Source organism: Corynebacterium sp. LK31 (genome assembly GCF_014335015.1).
Lineage (GTDB): Bacteria > Actinomycetota > Actinomycetes > Mycobacteriales > Mycobacteriaceae > Corynebacterium > Corynebacterium jeikeium_D.
Genome location: NZ_PDGW01000026.1, coordinates 15,616 through 36,962, shown reverse-complemented (window position 1 = coordinate 36,962; position 21,347 = coordinate 15,616). Strand labels below are relative to the sequence as shown.

16 protein-coding genes and 1 tRNA gene are annotated in these 21,347 nt (G+C 59.4%); 4 read left to right on the top strand and 13 right to left on the bottom strand.

Features of this window, described 5'->3' with window-relative positions; translation table 11 throughout:
• The first annotated feature begins 37 nt into the window (after window positions 1–37).
• On the top strand, window positions 38–1,798 hold the full coding sequence (locus CRD18_RS10545; protein WP_080971516.1) for a neocarzinostatin apoprotein domain-containing protein: 1,761 nt from the start codon (window positions 38–40) through the stop codon (window positions 1,796–1,798).
• A 12-nt stretch (window positions 1,799–1,810) separates the two neighbouring features.
• Here the strand turns inward: CRD18_RS10545 and CRD18_RS10540 are convergent, their stop codons facing one another.
• From CRD18_RS10540 to CRD18_RS10520, 5 genes are all read right to left on the bottom strand, one after another.
• Window positions 1,811–2,215: a holo-ACP synthase gene (locus CRD18_RS10540; protein ID WP_016422272.1), complete on the bottom strand. Its 405-nt coding sequence runs from the start codon at window positions 2,213–2,215 to the stop codon at window positions 1,811–1,813.
• Window positions 2,212–11,307 (bottom strand): type I polyketide synthase, encoded by a 9,096-nt coding sequence (locus CRD18_RS10535; protein WP_070827258.1) that lies wholly within the window; start codon window positions 11,305–11,307, stop codon window positions 2,212–2,214. Before CRD18_RS10535 ends, CRD18_RS10540 begins: the two co-directional genes overlap by 4 nt.
• Window positions 11,308–11,701: 394 nt before the next feature.
• Window positions 11,702–11,899: a hypothetical protein gene (locus CRD18_RS10530; protein ID WP_016422270.1), complete on the bottom strand. Its 198-nt coding sequence runs from the start codon at window positions 11,897–11,899 to the stop codon at window positions 11,702–11,704.
• Between the two features lie 182 nt (window positions 11,900–12,081).
• Window positions 12,082–12,495, bottom strand: a complete 414-nt coding sequence (locus CRD18_RS10525) for a hypothetical protein (RefSeq protein ID WP_224783804.1) — start codon at window positions 12,493–12,495, stop codon at window positions 12,082–12,084.
• A gap of 162 nt (window positions 12,496–12,657) precedes the next feature.
• Window positions 12,658–12,739, bottom strand: a tRNA-Leu gene (locus tag CRD18_RS10520).
• 222 nt (window positions 12,740–12,961) lie between these two features.
• Here CRD18_RS10520 and CRD18_RS10515 point away from each other — a divergent pair.
• Window positions 12,962–13,357, top strand: coding sequence for a hypothetical protein (locus CRD18_RS10515; protein ID WP_016422268.1), 396 nt, complete (start codon window positions 12,962–12,964; stop codon window positions 13,355–13,357).
• Window positions 13,358–13,390: 33 nt separating this feature from the next.
• Window positions 13,391–13,744 (top strand): DUF3817 domain-containing protein, encoded by a 354-nt coding sequence (locus CRD18_RS10510; protein ID WP_005511118.1) that lies wholly within the window; start codon window positions 13,391–13,393, stop codon window positions 13,742–13,744.
• A gap of 22 nt (window positions 13,745–13,766) precedes the next feature.
• Here CRD18_RS10510 and CRD18_RS10505 read toward each other — a convergent pair whose 3' ends face one another.
• The 8 genes from CRD18_RS10505 to clpS form a co-directional block, all read right to left on the bottom strand.
• Window positions 13,767–14,468: a non-canonical purine NTP pyrophosphatase gene (locus CRD18_RS10505; protein ID WP_016422267.1), complete on the bottom strand. Its 702-nt coding sequence runs from the start codon at window positions 14,466–14,468 to the stop codon at window positions 13,767–13,769.
• On the bottom strand, window positions 14,465–15,226 hold the full coding sequence (rph, locus tag CRD18_RS10500; protein ID WP_049193334.1) for a ribonuclease PH: 762 nt from the start codon (window positions 15,224–15,226) through the stop codon (window positions 14,465–14,467). The genes CRD18_RS10505 and rph overlap by 4 nt, the downstream gene beginning before the upstream one ends.
• A 68-nt stretch (window positions 15,227–15,294) precedes the next feature.
• Window positions 15,295–16,077: an MBL fold metallo-hydrolase gene (locus tag CRD18_RS10495; RefSeq protein ID WP_049193335.1), complete on the bottom strand. Its 783-nt coding sequence runs from the start codon at window positions 16,075–16,077 to the stop codon at window positions 15,295–15,297.
• A 73-nt stretch (window positions 16,078–16,150) separates the two neighbouring features.
• Window positions 16,151–17,017, bottom strand: coding sequence for a glutamate racemase (gene murI / locus CRD18_RS10490; protein WP_370551064.1), 867 nt, complete (start codon window positions 17,015–17,017; stop codon window positions 16,151–16,153).
• Window positions 17,018–17,125: 108 nt separating this feature from the next.
• Complete coding sequence (locus CRD18_RS10485; RefSeq protein ID WP_016422263.1) at window positions 17,126–17,800, bottom strand: rhomboid family intramembrane serine protease; 675 nt, start codon at window positions 17,798–17,800, stop codon at window positions 17,126–17,128.
• Window positions 17,801–17,816: 16 nt separating this feature from the next.
• Window positions 17,817–18,920: a P1 family peptidase gene (locus CRD18_RS10480; RefSeq protein ID WP_070601156.1), complete on the bottom strand. Its 1,104-nt coding sequence runs from the start codon at window positions 18,918–18,920 to the stop codon at window positions 17,817–17,819.
• Window positions 18,921–19,005: 85 nt separating this feature from the next.
• Window positions 19,006–19,557, bottom strand: a complete 552-nt coding sequence (locus tag CRD18_RS10475) for a DUF2017 domain-containing protein (RefSeq protein WP_070546264.1) — start codon at window positions 19,555–19,557, stop codon at window positions 19,006–19,008.
• A 30-nt stretch (window positions 19,558–19,587) separates the two neighbouring features.
• Complete coding sequence (gene clpS / locus CRD18_RS10470; protein ID WP_005511165.1) at window positions 19,588–19,881, bottom strand: ATP-dependent Clp protease adapter ClpS; 294 nt, start codon at window positions 19,879–19,881, stop codon at window positions 19,588–19,590.
• Window positions 19,882–19,962: 81 nt separating this feature from the next.
• Between clpS and CRD18_RS10465 the strand changes: the two genes are divergently transcribed.
• Window positions 19,963–21,273 (top strand): nicotinate phosphoribosyltransferase, encoded by a 1,311-nt coding sequence (locus CRD18_RS10465; RefSeq protein ID WP_016422259.1) that lies wholly within the window; start codon window positions 19,963–19,965, stop codon window positions 21,271–21,273.
• Window positions 21,274–21,347: the final 74 nt, after the last annotated feature.

Here is a 21,347-nt window from a genome sequence, read left to right as displayed (position 1 = left end):
CCTGCGCCGGAACTCCCAAACAGAATCAGAGGTTCACATGTCCACGACGCAGGGCGCTTTCCGACGGAGCCTGCTTCCCCGCTCTATTGTTTTAGCTTCGGCAATCGTAGTGAGTACGGGATTTTTACCCGCAGTCCCCGCATCGGCACAGTCACTGCCATCGATTGGACAGCTCGGCGGTTCGCTCCCCGGCATCGGCGACCTTCTCGGCGGCAGCACCGATCAGTCTGAGCGCCAGCTCTCCGTGACCCCTGCCACCGATCTGTCCGACGGCGCCACCGTGACCATCAAGGGAGTCGGCTACCCCGCTAACGCAAATATTTACCTGGCCCAGACAATCGAGAAGCCAAAGTCGGGCTACCCTTCGACCTACGGCGAAGCGGCCAAGGTCACGGTTGGCGCGGACGGAAGTTTTACGCAGGAGATGAAGGTCGCGACCAGCTTTGGCGATGTCGACTGCACCTCTACCCAGTGCTACGTAGCCTCCTTTACTGCGTTCCCTAATCTTTCTGACCGCAGCAATGACCAGTGGGTCCCCATCACCTTCAAGGCGGGTGCTACTTCCCAGGCTGCTCAATCGCAGGGTTCCACCGGCGCGGCGCCGAGCGGTGGCCAGAGCGCTGGTTCGGGCTCCCAGTCACAGTCGGGCTCGCAGTCACCGTCGCAGTCACGGGGTAACGCATCGGTGAGCCTGTCCAAGACCTCAGACTTGAACCCGAGCGGCGACACCATTCGAGTCGAAGGCAAGGGTTTCAAGACCTCTGGACCGGGCATCTACGTCGGTATCGCGCAAAATGACCAGATGGATGTGACCAACGCCGATTCCTTCGGCCCGGATACCAAGTTTGTGTCTACCTCTCGCGGCAACCTGAAGTCCGACGGCAGCTTCAGCGTGGATCTTCCGGTCAGCGCGAAGTTCGGCACGGCAGACTGCATGCAGAACGCTTGCTCGGTCTACACCATTGCTGCTCACGGTTCTTCTGACCGCAGCCAGGACACGGCGACCGCGGTATCGTTTGCCGGCGGAGCTGCCAAGCAGGACGCTACCCTGCCCTCCGGCGGTGGCTCCTCACAGTCCGCAGGCAGCGCAAGCTCCGGCACCAGTGGCAGCACAGGGTCTAGTGGAACGAGTAGCACCAGCGCCTCCAGCGGCTCCAGCAGCTCCAACGGCAGCAGCTCCTCGACCGGCACCCCGTCGGTAAGCCTGTCCACCACGGAACTGAATCCATCGGGCAGCACCCCAATTACCGTCTCCGGCACCGGATTCAAGACCAGTGGCAACGGCATCTACGTCGCAGTGGCTGAGAAGAACAAGTTCTCCACCACCAACGCTGATGCTTTCTCCGCCGCTGAGTTTGTCCGCACCTCCCAGATGTCCTCCGACGGCAGCTTCTCCACAACGCTCAATGTCGAGGCCGTCACATCGGCCGCCAACTGCGTCGAAAATGACTGCGCACTCTACACCTTTGCTGCTCACGGTTCCTCCGACCGCAGCCAGGACACGGCCACGGACCTCAGCGTCGGCGGCTCCGCCAAGGAACGCGAAGAAGCTGTGAAGACCGGTGCCTCCAAGACCGGAGAGTCCAAGGCCAGCGGCTCATCCAAGGCATCTGGCAAGGCTTCCGCAAAGTCCAACGCTTCCGGCAATGGCCTCGACGAAGTTGATGTGCAGACTCAGCAGGCCGCGACCAACTCCCCGCTCCAAACCGCCGCAGTCGCCGGAACCGGCGCAATCCTGGGCGCGCTAATCTTCGGTGCCGGCATCTTGGTCGGTCGCCGTCAGAAGTCCGTCGATTAGCACGGCGCCGGGCTAGTCCAAGCGTACGACGGCGATTGCGTAGTCGCCGTCGTGCGAGATGCTTAACGACGGCCCCAGCTGCCACTCCTGATCGTGGAAATGGCGGCTCACAGCCCCGTGGAGACTGATGCTCACGCGACCGTAGGCATCCGGCTGCACCTCTATTTCCCGCCAGTCCAGCTGATCGCGCGCAATCGGCGGTTGGCTGCCGAAGAGAGTCTGCGACCAGGCCTTGATGAAGGCTTCCTTCGCAGCCCAGCGGCCCGCTAAGTGACGCGCCAGCGCGCCGCCGACTGCTCCGCGGCGCCTAGCTACCAGTAGCTCCGCAGGTGTGAAAACAGCCTGCGCGAACTGACTTCCTGGCATATTCAGCTGCTCTTCGAAGCCCGGAATATAGACGAGGTCTACGCCAATCATGGCTGGAGGACACCATCGATCAGACGGGCGCCGTCGGAAAGCAGAACTGCCTTTTCCAATGCAGCGGGTGAACCGAACCGACCACCGTCCGCCAGGTTTCGCTCGCGTGGACGCTCGTAGAGGGCTTCTCCACCGTAAATAGCCTCATCAATGCGACGCAGACCAGCCGCTTCGCGGTTGTACGCCGCGGACCGCCAACGCTCCGCAGCCTCAGCGCCATCGTGCTGCACTATCGCTTGGTAGAAAGCTTCCGGATGCACGACTGCCACCAGTGCCGAGACATGTCCGAACCCGAGCGAGGTAACAAAGCCAGCCTTCAGCGGCAACGTATTGCCGAAATTGACTGCCTTCGTTGGCCATACCAGACGCGAATGCTCAGCCAATGCGGGATCGACGCAGTCCAGCGATCGATTACCTGGCACAATGCCGCTGCGCAACACCTGGGTCAGACCAATGATCTGGCACGCTGCAGCACCACCCTTAGCGTGTCCCGTCAGCGATTTCTGAGAGACCACCAACAGCGGGTTAGAGCGCTCGCGACCGAGTTCATCTGCAATGCGTTCATGCAGTTCGGACTCATTTGGGTCGTTGGCATTGGTCGAGGTGTCGTGCTTGGACAACACCGCGACCTGATCCGCAGTGACATCGAGTGCTGCAAGGGCGCGAGCCAACCGAGACTTCTCGCCGCCCTGAGCGGCCGCTAGCGCGCCCAAACCCGGCGCCGGAATGGATGTGTGCGCGCCGTCGGCGAAGGACTGGGCGTATGCGACGACACCGAGCACGGGGAGCCCCATGTCACGGGCGATGTCTCCGCGAGCCAACAGCACCGTGCCACCGCCTTGCGATTCCACAAAACCTCCGCGTCGACGATCGTTCGGCCTGGAGAAGTACTCATGCTCGATGCCTTTGTTTTCCATGGTGGCGGAGTCAGCTGTGGCGGCCATGTCGCCGAAACCTGTGATTCCCTCTGTGGATAGGTCATCAAAGCCACCCGCGACAACAAAATCTGCCTTACCCAGGGCAATCTTGTCGACGCCCTCCTCCACCGACACCGCTGCCGTCGCACAGGCTGCCACAGGGTGAATCATCTGCCCGTAGCCACCGACATACGACTGCATAACGTGGGCGGCAATAACATTTGGCAATGCCTCTTGCAGGACGTCATTGGCTCGCGGTTGCCCCAGCAGACCGTCGATGTAAAGACTGCGCAGCGACTCCATCGCACCAATACCTGTGCCCTGTGTCGACGACACTCGCGCCGGGTTGACCGCTTCCAGCAGCTGCGCTGGGCTGAAGCCCGATGACAAGAAGGCATCGACAGTACAGACAATGTTCCACAAGCTCACGCGGTCCAGATTGTCCATCATGTCTGCCGGAATACCGTAGCGTGCCGGGTCAAAGCCCTGCGGAATTTGACCGCCAACATAGCGGCTCATCGCCATTCGGCGTGGAACCTGAACTGGCGTGCCAGCGGCCCGTGTCACAAGCCACTGCCCTGTCTCGGCATCGAAGCTCGCAGTGGTGTTGTCCGGGTTGGAACTGACAAAAGTCTCCGCTGCCGCGCGGTCACGCACAGCAAAGCTCAACGCACGATCCAGGTAGACCGTGGTCAGCTCAGTCATCGTATTGTCAACCAAATCGCCATCATCGGCGTAACGACGCACACCAACTCGCGCCAGTACTTCATCGCGGTAGCGCGTAGCAATGTCGCTTTCTGCCAACGGTTGCCCGTCGGCATCGCGCCAGCCACCCTCATAGGAAATCAGCCCCATTGACCAGGCTAATTCCACAATTCCTGCTGCAGAAATATCATCGACTTCAGCCTCAAAGCGCGTCCGGGAAGAACCGTACGGCCCAAGCTCACCGGCGCCCACAATGACCACCATGTCCTCCGGAGCCGCTGCGATGTCACCAAAGGTCGGTGTTGTCTGCGCAATTGGTCGGCGTGGGCTTGGCAGACCGCTCAGAACACGGCTTGACGACGGCTCCTGCGAACGCGCCCCGCTAGCGACCTCGGAGCTTTGAGCTGTTGGGCCAGCCGCCTGCGCAGCCTCCTGCGCCAATTGCGCAATGTTGAGGTCGACGTCACCCAATCCGCCGGTGAGATCGGCCTGAATCGGGCGGGTTTGTGCCTTCTTCCGAGCCTCCGAGCTCGCGAGCTCAATGAGTTCAGCTGCCATTTCTTCGGTGGAGAAGGTGCGAACTCCCTTTGTTTCCACTGCAGCAACCAGCGGATCGTTTCCACCCATCAGGTTGGTGCCTCGAACCCAACCAATCTGTGCATGAGCCAGAGTGGCGCGGGTGCGCCAAGCGTCCTCCACATTCCAGCGCGCCACCACTGCATCGAGTGCGGCCTTGGCTTCACCATAGGCACCATCACCGCCGAAGCGACCACGGTTCGGTGAACCCGGCAGCACCACATGCAAACGATGGTCCAGATTATTGTCCCCGCCAAGTGCTGATATCCCTGCGATGAGTCGTTCCACCGACCACAGAAGCAGACGCATTTGGGTCTCGGACGCAGGACCGGCGTCGGCAAGCGAACCTGAGACCGTAGGCGCCGCGAACGGGAATAGCAGCGTCGGTGACAGCGCGGGCTTGGTCACAACCACTTCCGCACCAATCGTCGTAGTCTGCTCGGTTCCGATCCAGTCGATAAGGGAATCCAGGTCCTGGAAGCTGGACAGGTTCGCCGGTACCACCCACAGCTTCGCCTCGCCCTGCGCATGCATGCGGTAGAGCTGCTTGTAGAAGCTCAGGCGCTCATGTCCCAGGCGTGAGGTAGTGACAACAACGGTTGCTCCCTGAGACAGCAACTGTGCAGTCACAGCGGAGCCAATCGAATTTGGCGATGCACCGGTAACAACTGCGATGTCGGCATTCATCGATAGTTCGTCCACATTCGTGATGGACTCATCCGCCAGCTGTCGGTAGATACTCGCCAACTGTGTTCGCCCTGCCGCGTCTGCCTTGGCAGCCCACCACTGTGCCTGCTCGACTGCGGTTTCGTGGATACTGCCCGGCGCGGTGTCAGCCACGTCTTCATCAGCGGCTGCCCAGAGGCGTGCTAGGTCATCGCGGGAGGTGGCCCAGCGGTCGTCGAGCAGCACTGCCTTGGTGGGCGTAAACGTCGGGGTGACCAGCTTCGGCCAGTCCGCACCGAGTTCAGCAGTGACGAGATTTACCAGGTTGCTGTCGGCGTCTTCGGCATCGAAGTCAATGGCACCGGTAATCTCGTGGCCGAGTTGCTCCAGAATCGTGCGTGCAGCGGTGGCAAGAATTCCTCGTTGACCAGTCAGTTTATCTGCAAACTCAGTGAGTGCAGCCGAGTCGACCATCCCAGCACTACTGTCGCTTGCCGACGGCTTAGCGACAGATACACCTCGCTGCGAGGCGACCGCGAGGATTGCTTCATCGATCAGCTGGTTGAGTTCAGCAGTACTGGTTGGGGCGGCCGGTGCCAGATGCGCAAGATCACCGCCGCGCAGGGATGCGCCCTCGCGAGTACCGAGCATCATCTCGGCGCTAACTGCGGTTGCCCACCCCTTGCCGAGCTGGCATTCATCGACCACATAGTCATCGATGTAATTCGCGCCTGCACCGGCAGGACCGGTAATCCGGCGAATACCGTCGGCAATGGCTTCGGAGAGAATCGGACCGAATGCCGAATACCCACTGGCCAAGCTATCAATCTTGTCCTTTAGATCAGCCAGTTCCGCATCTGCGGCCCCTTCGATTGAACCGAGGTCGAATTCCACTCCGAGATCGAGCAGCAGTTGATTGCGTCGAGATGAGACTCCATCGACCAGAGTCTCAATGGAGTCGGCGGCGCCGAGCTGGTCGGGGCGCACCTTCGTCCATTGGCAAATAAGAACTTCCAGCGCTTCTGCCGGGCTGACTGCGATATCAGCAACTTCGGCAGCCGGAGTGGCAGCACTCGTGATCGTGGTTGCCTGTTCGGTCGCCGCGGATTGGTCTGCGGATACCGCCGGCGCCGCTGATCCTGCTTCTCCCGATGCTCCTGCTGCTCCAGATAGGGTCTGCGCCGCGTCCTGCTCTGGTGTCACCTCCGACTCGGGCTCAGTCTTTTCCGGCTGAATTTGGTCGCGCATAAACGCTGCATCAGCATCACGCTCGAGATTGAGCACTCGAATGTCACGGCTTCGGTGGCGGGGCAACTGGCAGGTACGGGCAGCCAGGTTTGCCAGTGTGGGCGCTGTACCTACACCGACTTCAATAATGCGGCTGACACCGAGATCCTCAAGCAACAGATCCTGAGTTTCGACCCACCTCACCGGTGAGCAGAATTGCCAGGCCAGCAACTCGACCAGCAACATGCGGGCCAGGCGCGCCGGGTTTTCAGCAGCAGTATCAAAGTCGGCAAGGATGTTTTCCAGAATGTCTGAGTCGACGACTGCAGCCATCTGGCGGACGAACTTCTCGGTCAGCTCAAAAGAGGTCGCGGTGAGATTCGGGATATAGCGTCCCACCAGGCGTTCTGGAGCGATTTCCGCTGGCAGCAGCCGCTCCAGGTGTTTACGGAAGGAATCCACACCGTCGCGTAGGACACTGGAGTGGAATGGCACATCAATACCTGGGATACGCACGTATCCCTTGCCGTCCGAGCTGCGGCGCTCGCACTGTTCAGCCAGTGCCGCAAGGCCCGCGACGGTGCCGGCGACGGCGTACTGCTTGCCTGCCAGGTTGAGATTTACGACTTCGAGGAACTCACCGGTTTCCTGCGACAACCGATTAACAAACTCAGTGACCTCGTCCTCGCGTACGCCGATCTTGTCCGGACGCAGGGCGCACAAACCATAGTTGGACCTCCCCTGCTCATCACGTTCGACCAGTTCATGCATGGTCAAACCGCGGCGGTAGACAACCTCCAACACGGCATCTGCGTCAAGCGCACCAGCGAAAGCCGCCAGCGCGTTGTACTCACCGACAGAGTGTCCCGCAAAGTGAGCTGTTTCATCCAGCAGCCCTGCTTCACGGAGCTCCGCAACCTGCGCCAGCCCCAACGTCGCCATCGCAACCTGGGTGAACTGAGTCAGATTCAGGACACCTTCTGGGTGGAAATAGCGCACACCATCCACAACCACCTCTACCGGGTTGTCCCGAACAATAGCCAGTACGGAAAAGCCAAGCTTCTCTCGGGTCATCGCATCCGCCTGGTCCCACACGCGGCGGGCCGCTACGCTGCGAGTCCGGGCAGACAGCCCCATCCCCTGTGATTGAATCCCCTGGCCAGGGAAGACATATGCAGTCGTCGGTGCGGCAATTACAGCAGTGGCAGTCAGTACCAGCTCGCCCTCTACTGTGGCCGTGACTTCACGGACTTCACCGGCGCCTGGACGGTCATCAAAACCACGGCGTTCGACAGAGAATTTCACTTCCTGACCAGGTAGAACCGGACTCAGCATAGTCGCAGTGAACTCAATCACCCGATTGCCAATGCCGGCATCCGACGTGGCAACAGCCGCATGCTCGGCCATCGCCGACAGCCACATTCCATGGACAATAACCCCTGGTAGACCAGCTAGCGCTGCTGCCCGGGAATCGACGTGGATAGGATTGCGATCGCCCGTGACACAGCTAAATGGCTCCATCGCCTTAGGCGCTTCCACGGTCAAGGCACCGCGGAAACTCCGTGGCGTATCCGTGACCGTTGGAAATGGCACAGTATTGGTCCGCGCTGTCTCGCCGCCGTTTCGGCCACGAATGGCAAAGCGTTCACTCAAGGTGGCGAGCAGCGTATCGCCATCACGAACCTCCGCGCGCACCACAACTAGTCGCCCTAAGTCCGTATCAACGGCCTCGTCGACACGCGCACTAATCCGCAACGTTGTGGTTTCCTGCGGCAGAGCTCCAATCATACGAATGTGATGCTCAAGGTGAACAAGCGCGAGCATGCCCTCAACAACATCAATGCCGGTCTCAGTACGCGCCTGCGCGACTGCCGCAAAAATCGCTGGCCAAGCATGCCCGACCAACGCGTCCGGCACCGTCGCCTGTGACTCATCGCCGGCAGCTGCAATAGTGACCGCATCGTAGTCAGCCATCGCCATCGGATCCCACACGGATTCCCACTCCGCGACCCCATCGACGATGTTTGCAAGCTCACCGCCAGCCGCGATTCGCGTCAGCTCCCGCATCGCGGCTGCCGCATCCTCATGCTTGACGACGGGCACTGCGCCCACCGCTGCACTCTGGCACAGGCGAATTCGCAGTTGCGTATTCTCCCCCGCAGCATCGGGCAGCGGAACGGTCAGCTGTGCCCAGACGAGCTCCTCCCCGCCCTCATCATTGCTGCCATCAGCTCCAATGGTCTCCAAAATGGCACCAGTACCTGGGTGCTCCAGGCGTTGTGAACGAGAGACATCACTTGCGTCAGATACACATACCCACTCATGTTCCGCGCCAAGTGCCAGCGCCGGATTCGGCTGCTGTCGACCAGCCCACCAAATCACAGGTGCTGCGAGCATCCGGCTGAGGGCGTCAACAGGTGCCTCCGGCAGGTAGCCGGTATCCGTCAATGCCTGTGCAGTAGCTTTTTCAAACCGACCCAGAATTTCCGCTACTGGCTCATTCGCGCGGGTAATGCCCGAAACAGCCTGCGGCCCTGGGATGATGCAGACTTGATCCGCATCGTAGCGAGAGTCATGCGCCTGCCATAGGGAGTCCGATCGCCACCAGCGACGAACCTCATCATCGATAACCGGAACGAATGGCACAGGTTTGCCAGGTGTGCGGCAGAGCTCAGAGATAAAGAAGGTGACATCTGCTGGGTGGAGCTGGGTATCCAGATCCAGCAGGCCGGACAGTCGCGAGATTTCGTTCTGCGGCTGGGTGTGCAAGCTGTCGCCGTCGGCAAGCGCGTCAAACGTGCCCGCGTCGACTGCATTCAGTCGTGCCTCTACGCGGTCGACGAGTGCGACGAAGCGCGTCGACCACGTTGGATCGAGGAACGTCCCTTCGGGCGCACACAGTTCGAGATAGCGGTTCAGCACCTCGGCATACGTCATGGTGCTGACATCTCCGAAGTACGGCTTCGCGGTGGCGTTAATCGCCTCGATGATCTCTGCGCGTCGTTCAGTCACCTTAGTGAGGTCACCTGCGACTTCGTCAAGCAATCTGCCTGCGCGTGCTGCGGCGTTATCAATTTCGTGGATATCAGCACCCAACTGGCTGCGCCCCGACGCCATGCCATCCATGGCGCTACCAGCGGGAATCCAGTTGTCAGTGCCGACGGTGTCGACCAACATTTGTTTCACGGACTCGGAGGCGGTCGACTCCTTTGCTGCCATCGCAGCTGTGCCGATGATGACAGCATCTACCGGCATCGGCGCCAATCCGCACCGTGTCGACCACGTGCCCATCAGATAATCACGGGCCTGCTCTGGCTTGCCGATACCGCCGCCAACAGCAAGCACCACATCTCGCTTGCGGATCTTTGCGTAGGTGTTAATTAGCAGGTCATCGAGATCTTCCCAGGAGTGGTGGCCACCGGCACGCCCACCTTCAACCTGCATGATGATTGGATACGGCGTGCCCTGCTGCGCCAAGGTGTCTGCAATTTCGAGCACCGACTCGATTTGAGCGATTGTGCCCGGTTTGAAGGAGATATGCGGAATCCCGCCCTCACGCAGCTGCTTTACTAGCTCAACTGCCTCGTCCACCTCGGGGATTCCCGCGGAGATGGTGACGCCATCAATCGGTCGCCCCGCTGCCACTGCGCGCGGGAGCAAACGGCGGCTTCCAATGTGCAAACCCCACAGGTACGGATCCAAAAACATGGTGTTGAACTGTGCACTGCGCCCCTCCTCGAGCAGATCGGAGAGTCGCGCCACATTAGCCTCGAAGATTTCCGGCGTGACTTGGCCGCCACCGGCCAGCTCCGCCCAGAACCCCGCATTCGCAGCAGCCGCCACGATCTCAGGGTCAACGGTTGTCGGGGTCATACCGCCGAGCAGAATTGGCGAGCGCCCGGTCAACTTGGTGAACTTCGTCTCGACACGGGGCTTGTCTCCAGTGACCAGACGCGGCGCAAACTCCAGCCACGATGTCGGGTGCTCAATGTCGCTCTCAGACAGGACGCCCCTCCCCGCAGCTGTCGCCGCAGGAATCACCGCCACGCCATAGCCTTCAGCGTTGCGTTCTGTCAGCTTGACGACGCCTGTGTTCGGCCCCAGATCCAAAATGGTGGTTGCTCCTTGGTCGATGAGCCCCCGTACCTCGGCGCTCCAGTCACTGGGGTCAACCAAGATTGCACGCGCAAGCCGGTCCGCCGTTTCCGCATCTAGCCCAATGCGCTCAGCTCGCTCCACTACCCATGCCACAGCAGGTACCAGCGCTGGGTGATGGAATGCGCCACTAACTGGCAGAACTGTACATTCGACTCTCCGACCCTTCGGCTGCTGCGTTGTGAGCTGCTCTGCCAGCTGGTCTAGTTCATCCTGCTTGCCGATAACTACGCTGGTAGTCTGCGTATTCTTCAGACCGATGACACAGCCCTGGGGGAGGAAAGGCTCCAACTCCTCGACCGTCAGGCCAGAGATACTCATCATCGGCGCGTGCCCAAATCCGGCTACTCGGCTTCCGCGCGCACACGCCACACCGATGAGGCGAGCTAGCGCCAGAAGCTCTGCTGCCTTCTCTGGGCGAGCGACAATCTCAGCGGCAAGAACACCTTGCGAATGACCGGTTACCGCTACCGCTTCGGTGATATTAATTCCCTGCTTTTCCAGCAACTCGACAATGCCCAACTGTGCCAAGACGATGCCCGGGACGCTGACCGCAGGGTTGGTTGTATCTCCGGTAAATGGCTCGTCTGTAACGAGTGAGATTGCCCAGCCAAAGGGGTCGAAACCTGCGGGAAGCTGGCCGATGAGATCGTCGTCAAGCGGTGTGAGCAGTTCCTCAGCGCGAGTGAAAACTTCCCGTAGTTTCTTTGAGTTGCCACTGGCCATGACGCTGGAGAGAGTGTCCAGCCATGGTTGCGATTGACCGGCGAAAGTGACTGCAAAAGTGCCCAGGTCTGGAGCAGTTACGACGTTGGTCTGCAAAGTGGCGAGTTTTTCGTATTTCACGTGGCTGAGGTCCTTGTCTTGTGGAGTACGAAATGAAAACATCTTTTGTTTCCAAATCCTTGCCAGGACACTATGCCATAAATCATGAGGAATCCATCATGTTTTTCTCGCGCAGTTTCGCGGCGCCATCAACGCGAAGATAATTTGCAGCCCCAAAACGAGAGGCTGAACACGGCTGCGAAATCAGCGAGTACAACGCTTCGAAAGCGCAAGAACTTCGCAGGTAGGAAACAGTGTTCCCCTGTCGAAAAGTTGCTTGCGCTTCACCACCCTGGCAGCGCCGGCGGTGGAAAATAAAACGCGGAAGACCGAGCCAATTTATGCCCAATCGGTGATGAACATCACACCCGGAATGCGTGTCAATGGGCGCCGAGAACGCTCAATCTTTCCTCGATTAATCGCCTAGCATATCCAGAATTGTGGACTCCGCTTCTTCTAAGCGCCGCTCTGACTCTTCAAGATCCTGCTGCGACTTACCATCGCGCTCGACCTTGCCGTCGAAGATTGCGCAGGGATCATCGTTGACCACAGTGTCGTCGGGAACTATGCCACGACGCGCCATGTACTCATCCAGATGCATCGAGATGCTCATGTTGCCTCCCTGCTTCCACCTTACGATTCAAGATACGATTCGATCAGCGTCATTGTATCGACAGATTCGATTGCCCTACGCAGTGGAATGAGCGAACAAAGGTTTCCCAGAATGGCACTCACGCGCGCTGTGCGACTGCCCCGTCTTGCGTTCCCGCTAAAAGAGGCAGGACTGTCGCAGGTCTACAACTGGTCTGGCGGCCAGGGTTTTCCATCGGGGAAATACCGGTCAAATTTCCAGCCCAGACGGAAGGGGAGCACGAACTTTGGCGGGCAGTTGTTGGCCTCCCACATTGTCTTGGGTTTTGCCGCGTGTTCAGCCACCTTGCGGTCGGTGTACACCCCGTGACAGATGGGGTCCCAGAAATTGCTATCGGTGATTTCAAGAGTGGGGGTACCACTAAACACTCCGTAGAGGAGCTGGTCGCGGCTTTCAACCTCGACTTCGAAGTCTTCCCAGGTGCCAATCATGTCGCCGGGTTGTGCGCGCCACCAGTTGTCAATCGCGAGGGCGGTTTCTTCAGACTCGACGAACCCGCCGAGAGGTTCAGTGTTATCTGGGTAGCGGGGATAAACGACGCAGACAACAATTTTCATAGTCATGGTTCTACACCGTGCACGGGAGATTAGCGACCTTGGAATAGCTTCGGGCGGGAAATGGGCCAGATTTTGGGCACGCGGCCTAATGAGGGCGGAAAATCTGACGGGGTGGAGAACGAAGATACCCCGTGACCTGCATAGTCACGGGGTATTTATGTGTGCGCCTGGGGAGACTTGAACTCCCACGCCCTAAGGCACTGGAACCTAAATCCAGCGCGTCTGCCAATTCCGCCACAGGCGCCCGTCGCGAATCCGTGACAGTTACGTACAGTCCCCGTAAGCATGGACTACTGATAAGCCACCTACAGGCGCAACGAACTTTCACAGCTCATTTGGACTGTACACACTTTAACGGGTTTGCCGCAGATTTCCTAATGTCCTAGCTGAATTCCTAATGTCCCATCCCCTGCCTATCCAGCGAGCGCGCTAGCTTGGCAGGTCACGGACTAGCTATGGTGGTTATGTGTCCACTTCACAGCATTCCAATACCACTGACAAGCCAGCGAAGATTCCCACTCGTACCCGCGTGGTGCAACTAATCTTCTTGGCTCTTGCAGTCGGCGCCACTCTTGCACTCGCCTACTGGCAGCTCAGCAGGTGGAACACAACCAGCTCATTCCAAAACCTGGGCTACGCACTGCAGTGGCCAGCTTTCGGCCTGTTCTTTATTTGGGCCTACCGCAAATACATGGAGTACGAACGCGAACGCCTGAGCGGCAATAGCGAGGCCGCATTTGAGGCTAAAGACGATGTCATGACGGAAATTCCAGACGAATTCCTGCCGACCAACCCAGATGGCTCGCGAAAGGTGCAGCGTGTGGATGAGACACAATCGACGGATTCTGGCACCAACGCCTAGGCGATAACTGCTTATTCGAGAAAAGGACTTTTAGTGACCAACATCAATCCAGATCGTCAAGAGCGCGTAAGGAAGGCACTGACGTACTTCTCCGTCACCGCCTACTTCACGGGTGTGATGCTGCTCTTGCTGTGTGCCGAGATGATTTACAAGTACCTCATCCTCGACAACTCCGCCGACGCGCCGCGGTGGTTCTTCTACACCGCCCAGATTCACGGCTTCGGCTACATGGCATTCCTCATTGCCACCGTAAACCTGGGTACCAAGGCCCGCTGGGAACCAGCAAAGTGGATTATCACCGCGCTCGGTGGCGTGGTCCCGTTCCTCTCCTTCTTCGTCGAGAAGAAGCGTCGTGAGGAAGTCGAGACCGCTTTCCAGCTGAAGTAGCGGGCTCTCGGCAGCCCGAGGGCTACCCCTTAGCCTCAACCTCAGCCAGAATTTTCAGCGCCGGAGTCAAGGCACGCAGTGCACGCCCCCTGTGGCTAAAAGCGTCCTTGTCTTCGGCGCTCATTTGTGCCGCAGACAAGGCCCCCTCAGCTTCGTTGCCCTCCCCAACTGCGGGCGCGAACACCGGATCGTAGCCGAACCCATTGTCCCCAACAGGCTCGCGCAGAATGGCGCCAGGCCAGCGGCCCTCTACAACCAGCAGCAGATTACCGGCTTCATCGAGGACGGCTGGGAAACCGCCGTCGGCAAGCGCGGACGGCACCTCCTTGACACCGGGGACGACCAACGCGCAGGCGGTACGGAAGGACGCCGTACGACGCTCATCTGGGCAGTCCCCCATCTGGGCGAGCAGCAGCTCGTAGTTAGCGACATCGTCGCCGTGAGTGCCGGACCAGCGCGCCGAGAGCACACCCGGCATGCCGTTTAGCTCATCGACGCTGAGCCCCGAATCGTCTGCCAAGCACGCGTAGCCGGTGTGTGTCGCACCATCGAAAGCCTTGATGTAGGCGTTGTCCGCAAAAGTGCGACCGGTTTCGGGGCGCTCTGGGTACTCCGGGACGTCGCTAAGCGAAAGAAGTTCCACCGAATCAATACCCGCCGCACGCAGGATGCGGTCGAGCTCGACTAGTTTTTTAGAATTTCGGGTAGCGACGAGGAGCTTCACGGCAGCTCACCCGGGTACGGCGCACGCAGAACTTCCTGCTGCAGGGCAACGAGCTCACGCAGACCCTTTTCCGCCGAGTCGAGCATGTCATTCAGCTGACCTCGGTCAAAGGTGCCTTCCTCGCCAGTGCCCTGGATTTCGACGAACTTACCCTCTGCGGTCATCACCACGTTGAGGTCGACCTCAGCGCGAGAGTCCTCCTCGTAAGGCAGATCCAGGCAGACACGGCCATCAATAATGCCAACCGAAACAGCTGCGACTGGTGCCTTCAGCGGGGTGCCCGGAACTGCACCCGCTGCATGCAGGTAGGTCAGGGCATCAGCCAGCGCGACGTACGCACCGGTGATGGAAGCGGTTCGGGTACCACCATCCGCCTGCAGAACATCACAGTCGATGTTGATGGTGTTCTCACCGAGTTCCTTCAAGTCGATAGCAGCTCGCAAGGAGCGACCGATCAGACGGGAAATCTCGTGAGTGCGACCCTTGACCTTGCCGCGCATTGACTCGCGGGGCATGCGCTCGTGGGTAGAGGCCGGCAGCATGGAGTACTCAGCGGTCAACCAGCCCTCGCCGGAGTCACGCTTGAATCGTGGCACCGACTGTTCGACGGAAGCGGTGCACATTACACGCGTATTACCGAAAGTAACCAGCACAGAACCGGCCGGATTGTCGGTGAAGCCGCGAGTGATGGTCACCTTGCGCATTTCATCAACCGCGCGTCCATCGGCACGGCGAAAATCGGAATTAGCTGTAGTCATGCCAACTACCCTACCGCCCGGCGCGGAAGCGGTGCGACAGCTGTACGGAAACCCGATAGTCGCTGTGACTAGCCGCCTAGCTCCATGCCCAGGTAGGCCAATTCAACGTCACCGGCAAAGGTACTCTTCGCAGCACGTAGTGCTTCTTCACCGTCGGCGTATGGCGGAATGTGAGTCAGCACCAGCTTCTTAACCCCCGCCAGCGTCGCTGCCTTTCCGGCCTCAAAGCCTGTCAGGTGCATGTCCGGTGGGGTGCCCTCTTCGTTGCTGCACCATGTGGCTTCGCAGATGAAGATATCCGCATCCCGCGCCAGCTCCACCAATTCATCGGTCCACGCAGTATCTCCGGTGTACGCAATGGTCAGACCATCTGCTTCAATGCGATATCCAACAGCTGGCACCGGGTGGACCATGTTATACGGCGTGACGACGGCGCCTCCGTCCGCTTCGTCCCCACCGACTAACAGTGGCTCACCGGGGTTACTCACAACCTGATCAAAAGTGTCTTCCAGGTTGGCATCTTCTTCACTTCCCAGTGCTTTGCACATGGTGCCTATCCGGTCGTGAATGTCTCCGGGGCCAACCAGGAGATTCCGGGAACTCGCCGGGGCTGTCGGGTGGAAGCGACGCCAGACGAGCAGCCCTGGAATGTCTGCAGTGTGGTCTGGGTGCACATGAGTTAGTAACAAATCACAAGCTGCAGGATCAGAGATCTTCTGCAATTCGGCGAGGACACCGGGACCCAAATCAATGACAAAGGTTCGACCGTTATCCAGCTCAATGAGGTAGCCAGATGCTGGCGCCGATGGGCCACCCATGCTGCCTGTACATCCCAGAACCTTCAATCGCATACTTCAAGCTTGCCATGTAATTGATCAAAAACGAGCAAAAAACCAATGGAGTGTCTGGATTTAATAAGAAAGGTCACATTTGGGAATGCATAGTGACCTGGCTAATACCCGGCCCAAGGAAGCGCTTTGCCAGGGATGCAAAAACTTGCGGATCTCCAGTGGATTCGAATGTGCGCACAGGGTTCGGATTACTCTCCGGGTCAGCGAGCATGTCGGTCTTTGTGAGGATGCGCAGAACATCCTTCGACGTCTCCTCCGCCGACGACACTAGGGCGACGTCCTCCCCCATAGCCAGCTGAATCACACCAGACAGCAGCGGATAGTGGGTGCAGCCCAGCACGAGGGTGTCCACACCATCGGCCTGCAATGGCGCGAGGTAGCCCTCTGCAAGTCCCAGAATCTGGCGACCGGAGGTAATTCCTCGCTCGACAAAGTCCACGAATCGCGGGCAGTCGACCGCGGAGACATCCACGCCGGGCACTGCATCAAAGAGATCTTGGTAGGCACGGGAGCGAATTGTGGCGGCGGTACCGATTACGCCGACTTTTCCGTTCCTGGTGGTCGAGACCGCACGGCGCACAGCAGGCAGAATAACCTCGACTACTGGGACTGGGTAGCGCTCGCGGGCATCACGCAAAAATGCGGCCGAAGCAGTGTTGCAGGCAATGACAATCATCTTGCAGCCGCGTGCAACCAGTTCATCGGCAATCGCTTCCGCGTGCTGACGAACCTCGGCGATGCGCAACGGGCCGTAAGGGCCGTTGGCAGTATCGCCGATGTACATAATCGACTCGTGCGGAAGCTGATCCATGATGGCACGTGCCACTGTCAGCCCACCGACGCCGGAGTCGAAGATGCCAATCGGCGCTGTTCGGTCGGGGAAGCCGCTATCCTGCGCTGTCAGCTGATTGACTACCTGAGTTTCTGCTCCTGCTCCCACCGCTATCTGGACTCCTCATATCGTTGGTCAAACACCGAAGCTCCTATTCTAGGCCGATTCCGCCAGGAGCTGATGCCACGTACCTCGGGCTCTTAACCACGTGCACTCTTAGCCACGCGCACGACCACGCTTAAACATCACCGCAGCCCAGATGCCCGCAAGCCCGCCGAAGAGGTGCATCTGCCAACTAACAGCCATCTGTGTTGGCAGCACTCCCCAGATAAGACCCGAATACATCGATGCCAGAATTACGCCCAAAATAATCTGCATCACCCGACGATTCACGAAACCGCGTACCACCAAAAACGCCAGCCAGCCGTAAATCAGGCCGGACGCACCGATGTGGACGGTATTTACACCGCCGACCAGCCATGTCAGACCGCCACCAACGACCGTAATCAAGAGTGTGACCTGCCAAAATAGCCGCTTCGACGACATTGCAATCAAACCGGCGAACAACGCCCCGGGCAGAGAGTTCGCCACAATGTGCCCGTAATCTGCGTGCAGCAGCGGTGCGGTCAAAATTCCCCACAGCGTCGAGGTTTCGCGTGGGCGCACACCGAAGTTGTTCAGCGCCCCACCAAAGATGAATTCGTTGACAAGAAAGACCGTCCAGATAAGTGCCAGGTACCCAATAGCCGTACTGATGGCCGCCCCGAGCCCGCCGTCGCGATCCTGTGGAACAATCTGATTATTCCGCCGCGTCTGCACGGGACCGCCCATCGGGTACTGCGCATAGTTCTGGTAATTCTGCTGTTGTCCCGAGCTCCATTGCGGATTCATTGGCGAACTTCCTTCACTACTTGTCCAGCATCTCTGACAGCGCGGCTACTTCCGCGCGTCCCGTTGCACTCATCACGGCATCGACAATAGCCATCTGCACCGCATCGGCCGCCATCGCAGCCAACAGGGCCACCACATCCGAGCCCACGGGTTCAGCGTTTCCGCTATCCGCCGCCTCGGCCGAGCTGAGGGCAAACAGCGTGTCACCGTCCATCGGCGCATGGGCCGGCCGAATCGCTCGTGCCAGCCCATCATGACCGCACATCGCCAACCGCTTCAACTGCGCAGTTGTCACCGGCGCATTGGTTATCAACGTGCCAATCGTTGTGTTTCGCGTGCTTGCCGACGATTCCCCGTCGCCAGCCGCATCGGCGAGAATCTTGGTTCTACCGACGAAAACCTGGTCCAGCTGGGCCAATGCCTCCTTGCTGGCACCGGCAGCCGCCGGCATTCCGTAAAGGTGTCCCTCCGGGTCAATGACCGCACCAAAGGAGTTCACCACCATTGCGGCAGCCACAAAGTACTTACCATCGGCGGAGGTCACACGGGCTTGTCCAAAACCACCCTTGATTGCCCCAGCCATAGCGCCGACACCGGCACCTACTGTGCCGGAGGGAGTGTCCTCCGGGACGTCGTCAAGCGCGTGAGACAACGCCTCGCGCCCTAGCGCAGCGGTGGGCAGCGTCGGCTCCCCCAACAGCAAGTCGAAGATGACAGCACCGGGAACGATGGGCACGAGGATATCCGGACGAGTTGGGGTGACCTCAAAGCCAATGCCGCGGTCGCGCAGTTCACGCATAACTCCGTCGGCAGCTGCGAGGCCGTACGCGGAGCCGCCAGCCAAAACGACAGCGTGGGCGCGTTCGACCGTATTCTCCGGTGCGAGCAGGTCGGTCTCGCGGGTGCCCGGACCGCCGCCGCGGACATCGACAGCGCCGACAGCGCCGCCTGGAGCGGCGATGACGGTGACTCCGGTATCCCCCTCAGCAGCATGGCCGATGGAGATGCCGTCGATGGAGTCGAGACAGCCTGCGCCGATGTCGATGCTCGTGCCCAGCGCAGCACTGCTGGCTTGGTGTCGAATGTCGGTGGGGCTGATTGCGAAGATCTCAGAATTCATTGTCGACCACGGCACCTTTCACCACAGTTCATGGCAGCTAACCTCAGTTGATTACTGCATCTTTTCGGGGTTTTGCTCGGATTCGCTACTCACCCATGAGCTGGTCCAACAGTGACTCTTGGTTGTAGGACAGCCACTGGTACATCGCGTCGGTCTGCTCAATCTGTTCGATGGAGCCATTGAGGTTCTCCATGGAAACATGCAGGTAAATACGTAAGTCATTGATACCCGCTACCCAGGCATGGGCATCACTTTCCGAAATGGATACCTGCCCCGACTCGGCGGGCTCCAGGGCATCGATAATCGCACGCAGGGAATGGAGCTTGCTCTCTACAATCTCCGATTCATGCAGCTGGCGCATGAAAGCGTTTTCCCCCTCCACGCTCTCCTCACCCGGCTTGGTGAAGTCCGGCAACAGTCGCGCAAGCTTCGGATCGGATGGGGCTTCGGAGTGTCCGACAGGCATTCCCGTCATTTCCGCGAGCTCATCCTTCGGCGCCGACCGGGCTCGCTCCATCAGCGAGTCCGCCACAGTAGCAGCCAGATTCAGCAGCAAATCCCGCTCCGTGCCTTCAAAAGCCGTGACGTACTTGACGCCACCGCCGAGAAGGGATCGCTTGCGCTTCCAAGGACGCATGTAAATTCTCTCCCGCTGTCGAATATCGGCTTAGTCAGCCTGCTCCATTGTTGCCCACAAGCCTGCCTTGTGGAGCTTCTTCACATCGGCCTCCACCTTGTCACGCTCACCGGAAGACACGATTGCCTTGCCCTCCGTGTGAACCGTCATCATTAGCGCGTGCGCCTTCTTTCGGTCCATGCCGAAGAGCATCTGAAACACGTAGGTGACATAACTCATCGAATTAACCTGGTCATCCCACACAATGCACTGCCAGGGTCGGTTCGATTCCGTCACGACATCGGCATCCATAGTGGGCATCGGTGTTGCTGCTGGCATGCTCATAGGCACCAGGATAGTACGGAGTGGCGCGCGCTCGCCGGAACCGACTGCCCCGGCCCGCTTCAGCCGACTAGACTATTGACCGTGATTGATAAGCATTCCTCCACCGCCCTTCTCACCGATAAGTACGAGCTGACGATGCTGCAGGCATCGCTTGCCGACGGATCCGGCGAGCGCCAGGTCGCCTTCGAGGTGTTTGGCCGTCGCCTGCCGAATGAGCGTCGCTATGGCGTTGTCGCTGGTACAGCGCGTGTGTTGGATGCTATCCGCAACTTCCGCTTCACCGAGGAACAGCTGGCTTCGCTGGACTTCCTCGATGACAGGACGCTGGATTACCTGCGTAACTATTCCTTCAGTGGCCAAGTCGACGGCTACCGCGAGGGAGAGCTCTACTTCCCCGCCTCGCCCATTTTGACGGTGCGAGGCACCTTCGCCGAGTGCGTCATTTTGGAGACTGTTATTCTCTCCATTCTCAATGCGGACTCCGCCATCGCCTCGGCAGCAACCCGAATGGTCACGGCTGCCGGTGGGCGCCCGATTATTGAAATGGGTTCGCGTCGCACTCATGAAGAAGCAGCTGTGACTGCTGCCCGTGCCGCCTACCTGGCAGGTTTTAGCGCCACCTCCAACTTGGAGGCAGCGGCACGGTACAACATCCCAGCTTCCGGTACCGCTGCGCACGCGTGGACTCTGTTGCACACCAACCCAGATGGCACGACGAACGAGGCTGCGGCCTTCAAGGCTCAGATTGACACACTGGGAACCGACACCACTTTGTTGGTGGATACCTACGACATCACCGAGGGCGTCAATACGGCTATTGAGGTCGCGGGTCCGGAACTCGGCGGTGTACGTATTGACTCCGGCGACCTCGGAGTTCTCGCTCGCCAGGTGCGTCAGCAGCTCGACTCGCTGGGGGCGCACAACACCAACATCGTAGTGTCCTCTGACCTCGACGAGTTCGCCATTGCGGCGCTGAGGGCAGAGCCGGTCGATGTCTACGGCGTGGGCACCTCTGTAGTCACTGGCTCCGGCGCACCGACTGCGGGCCTGGTCTACAAGATGGTCGAAGTTGATGGGGTGCCCGTCGCCAAGCGCTCGTTGGACAAGCGAAGCCACGGTGGCGTGAAGGCGGCTATTCGTACCTGCCGTCGTTCCGGTACCGCCGTGGAGGAAATCGCTTTCCCGCTCGGCTCAGAAATCCCGGATGTGGGCAACCTGCACTACCGCGATCTGACCATTCCGATGATGCGCGATGGCGAGGTCGTCGATGGTCTACCGACCTTGGAGGAGTCCCGCGATCACTTGGTTAAAGCGCTGGTCAGCCTCCCGTGGGAGGGACTTGCACTTTCCCGTGACGAGCCGGTACTGTCCGTCCGTTTTCACGGCGTTTAGGCGGCGGGGGAACTGTGTCGGACAGTATCGGGCACGCAGATTTTGCTGAGCTATCGGACGACTTTGAGGACTTT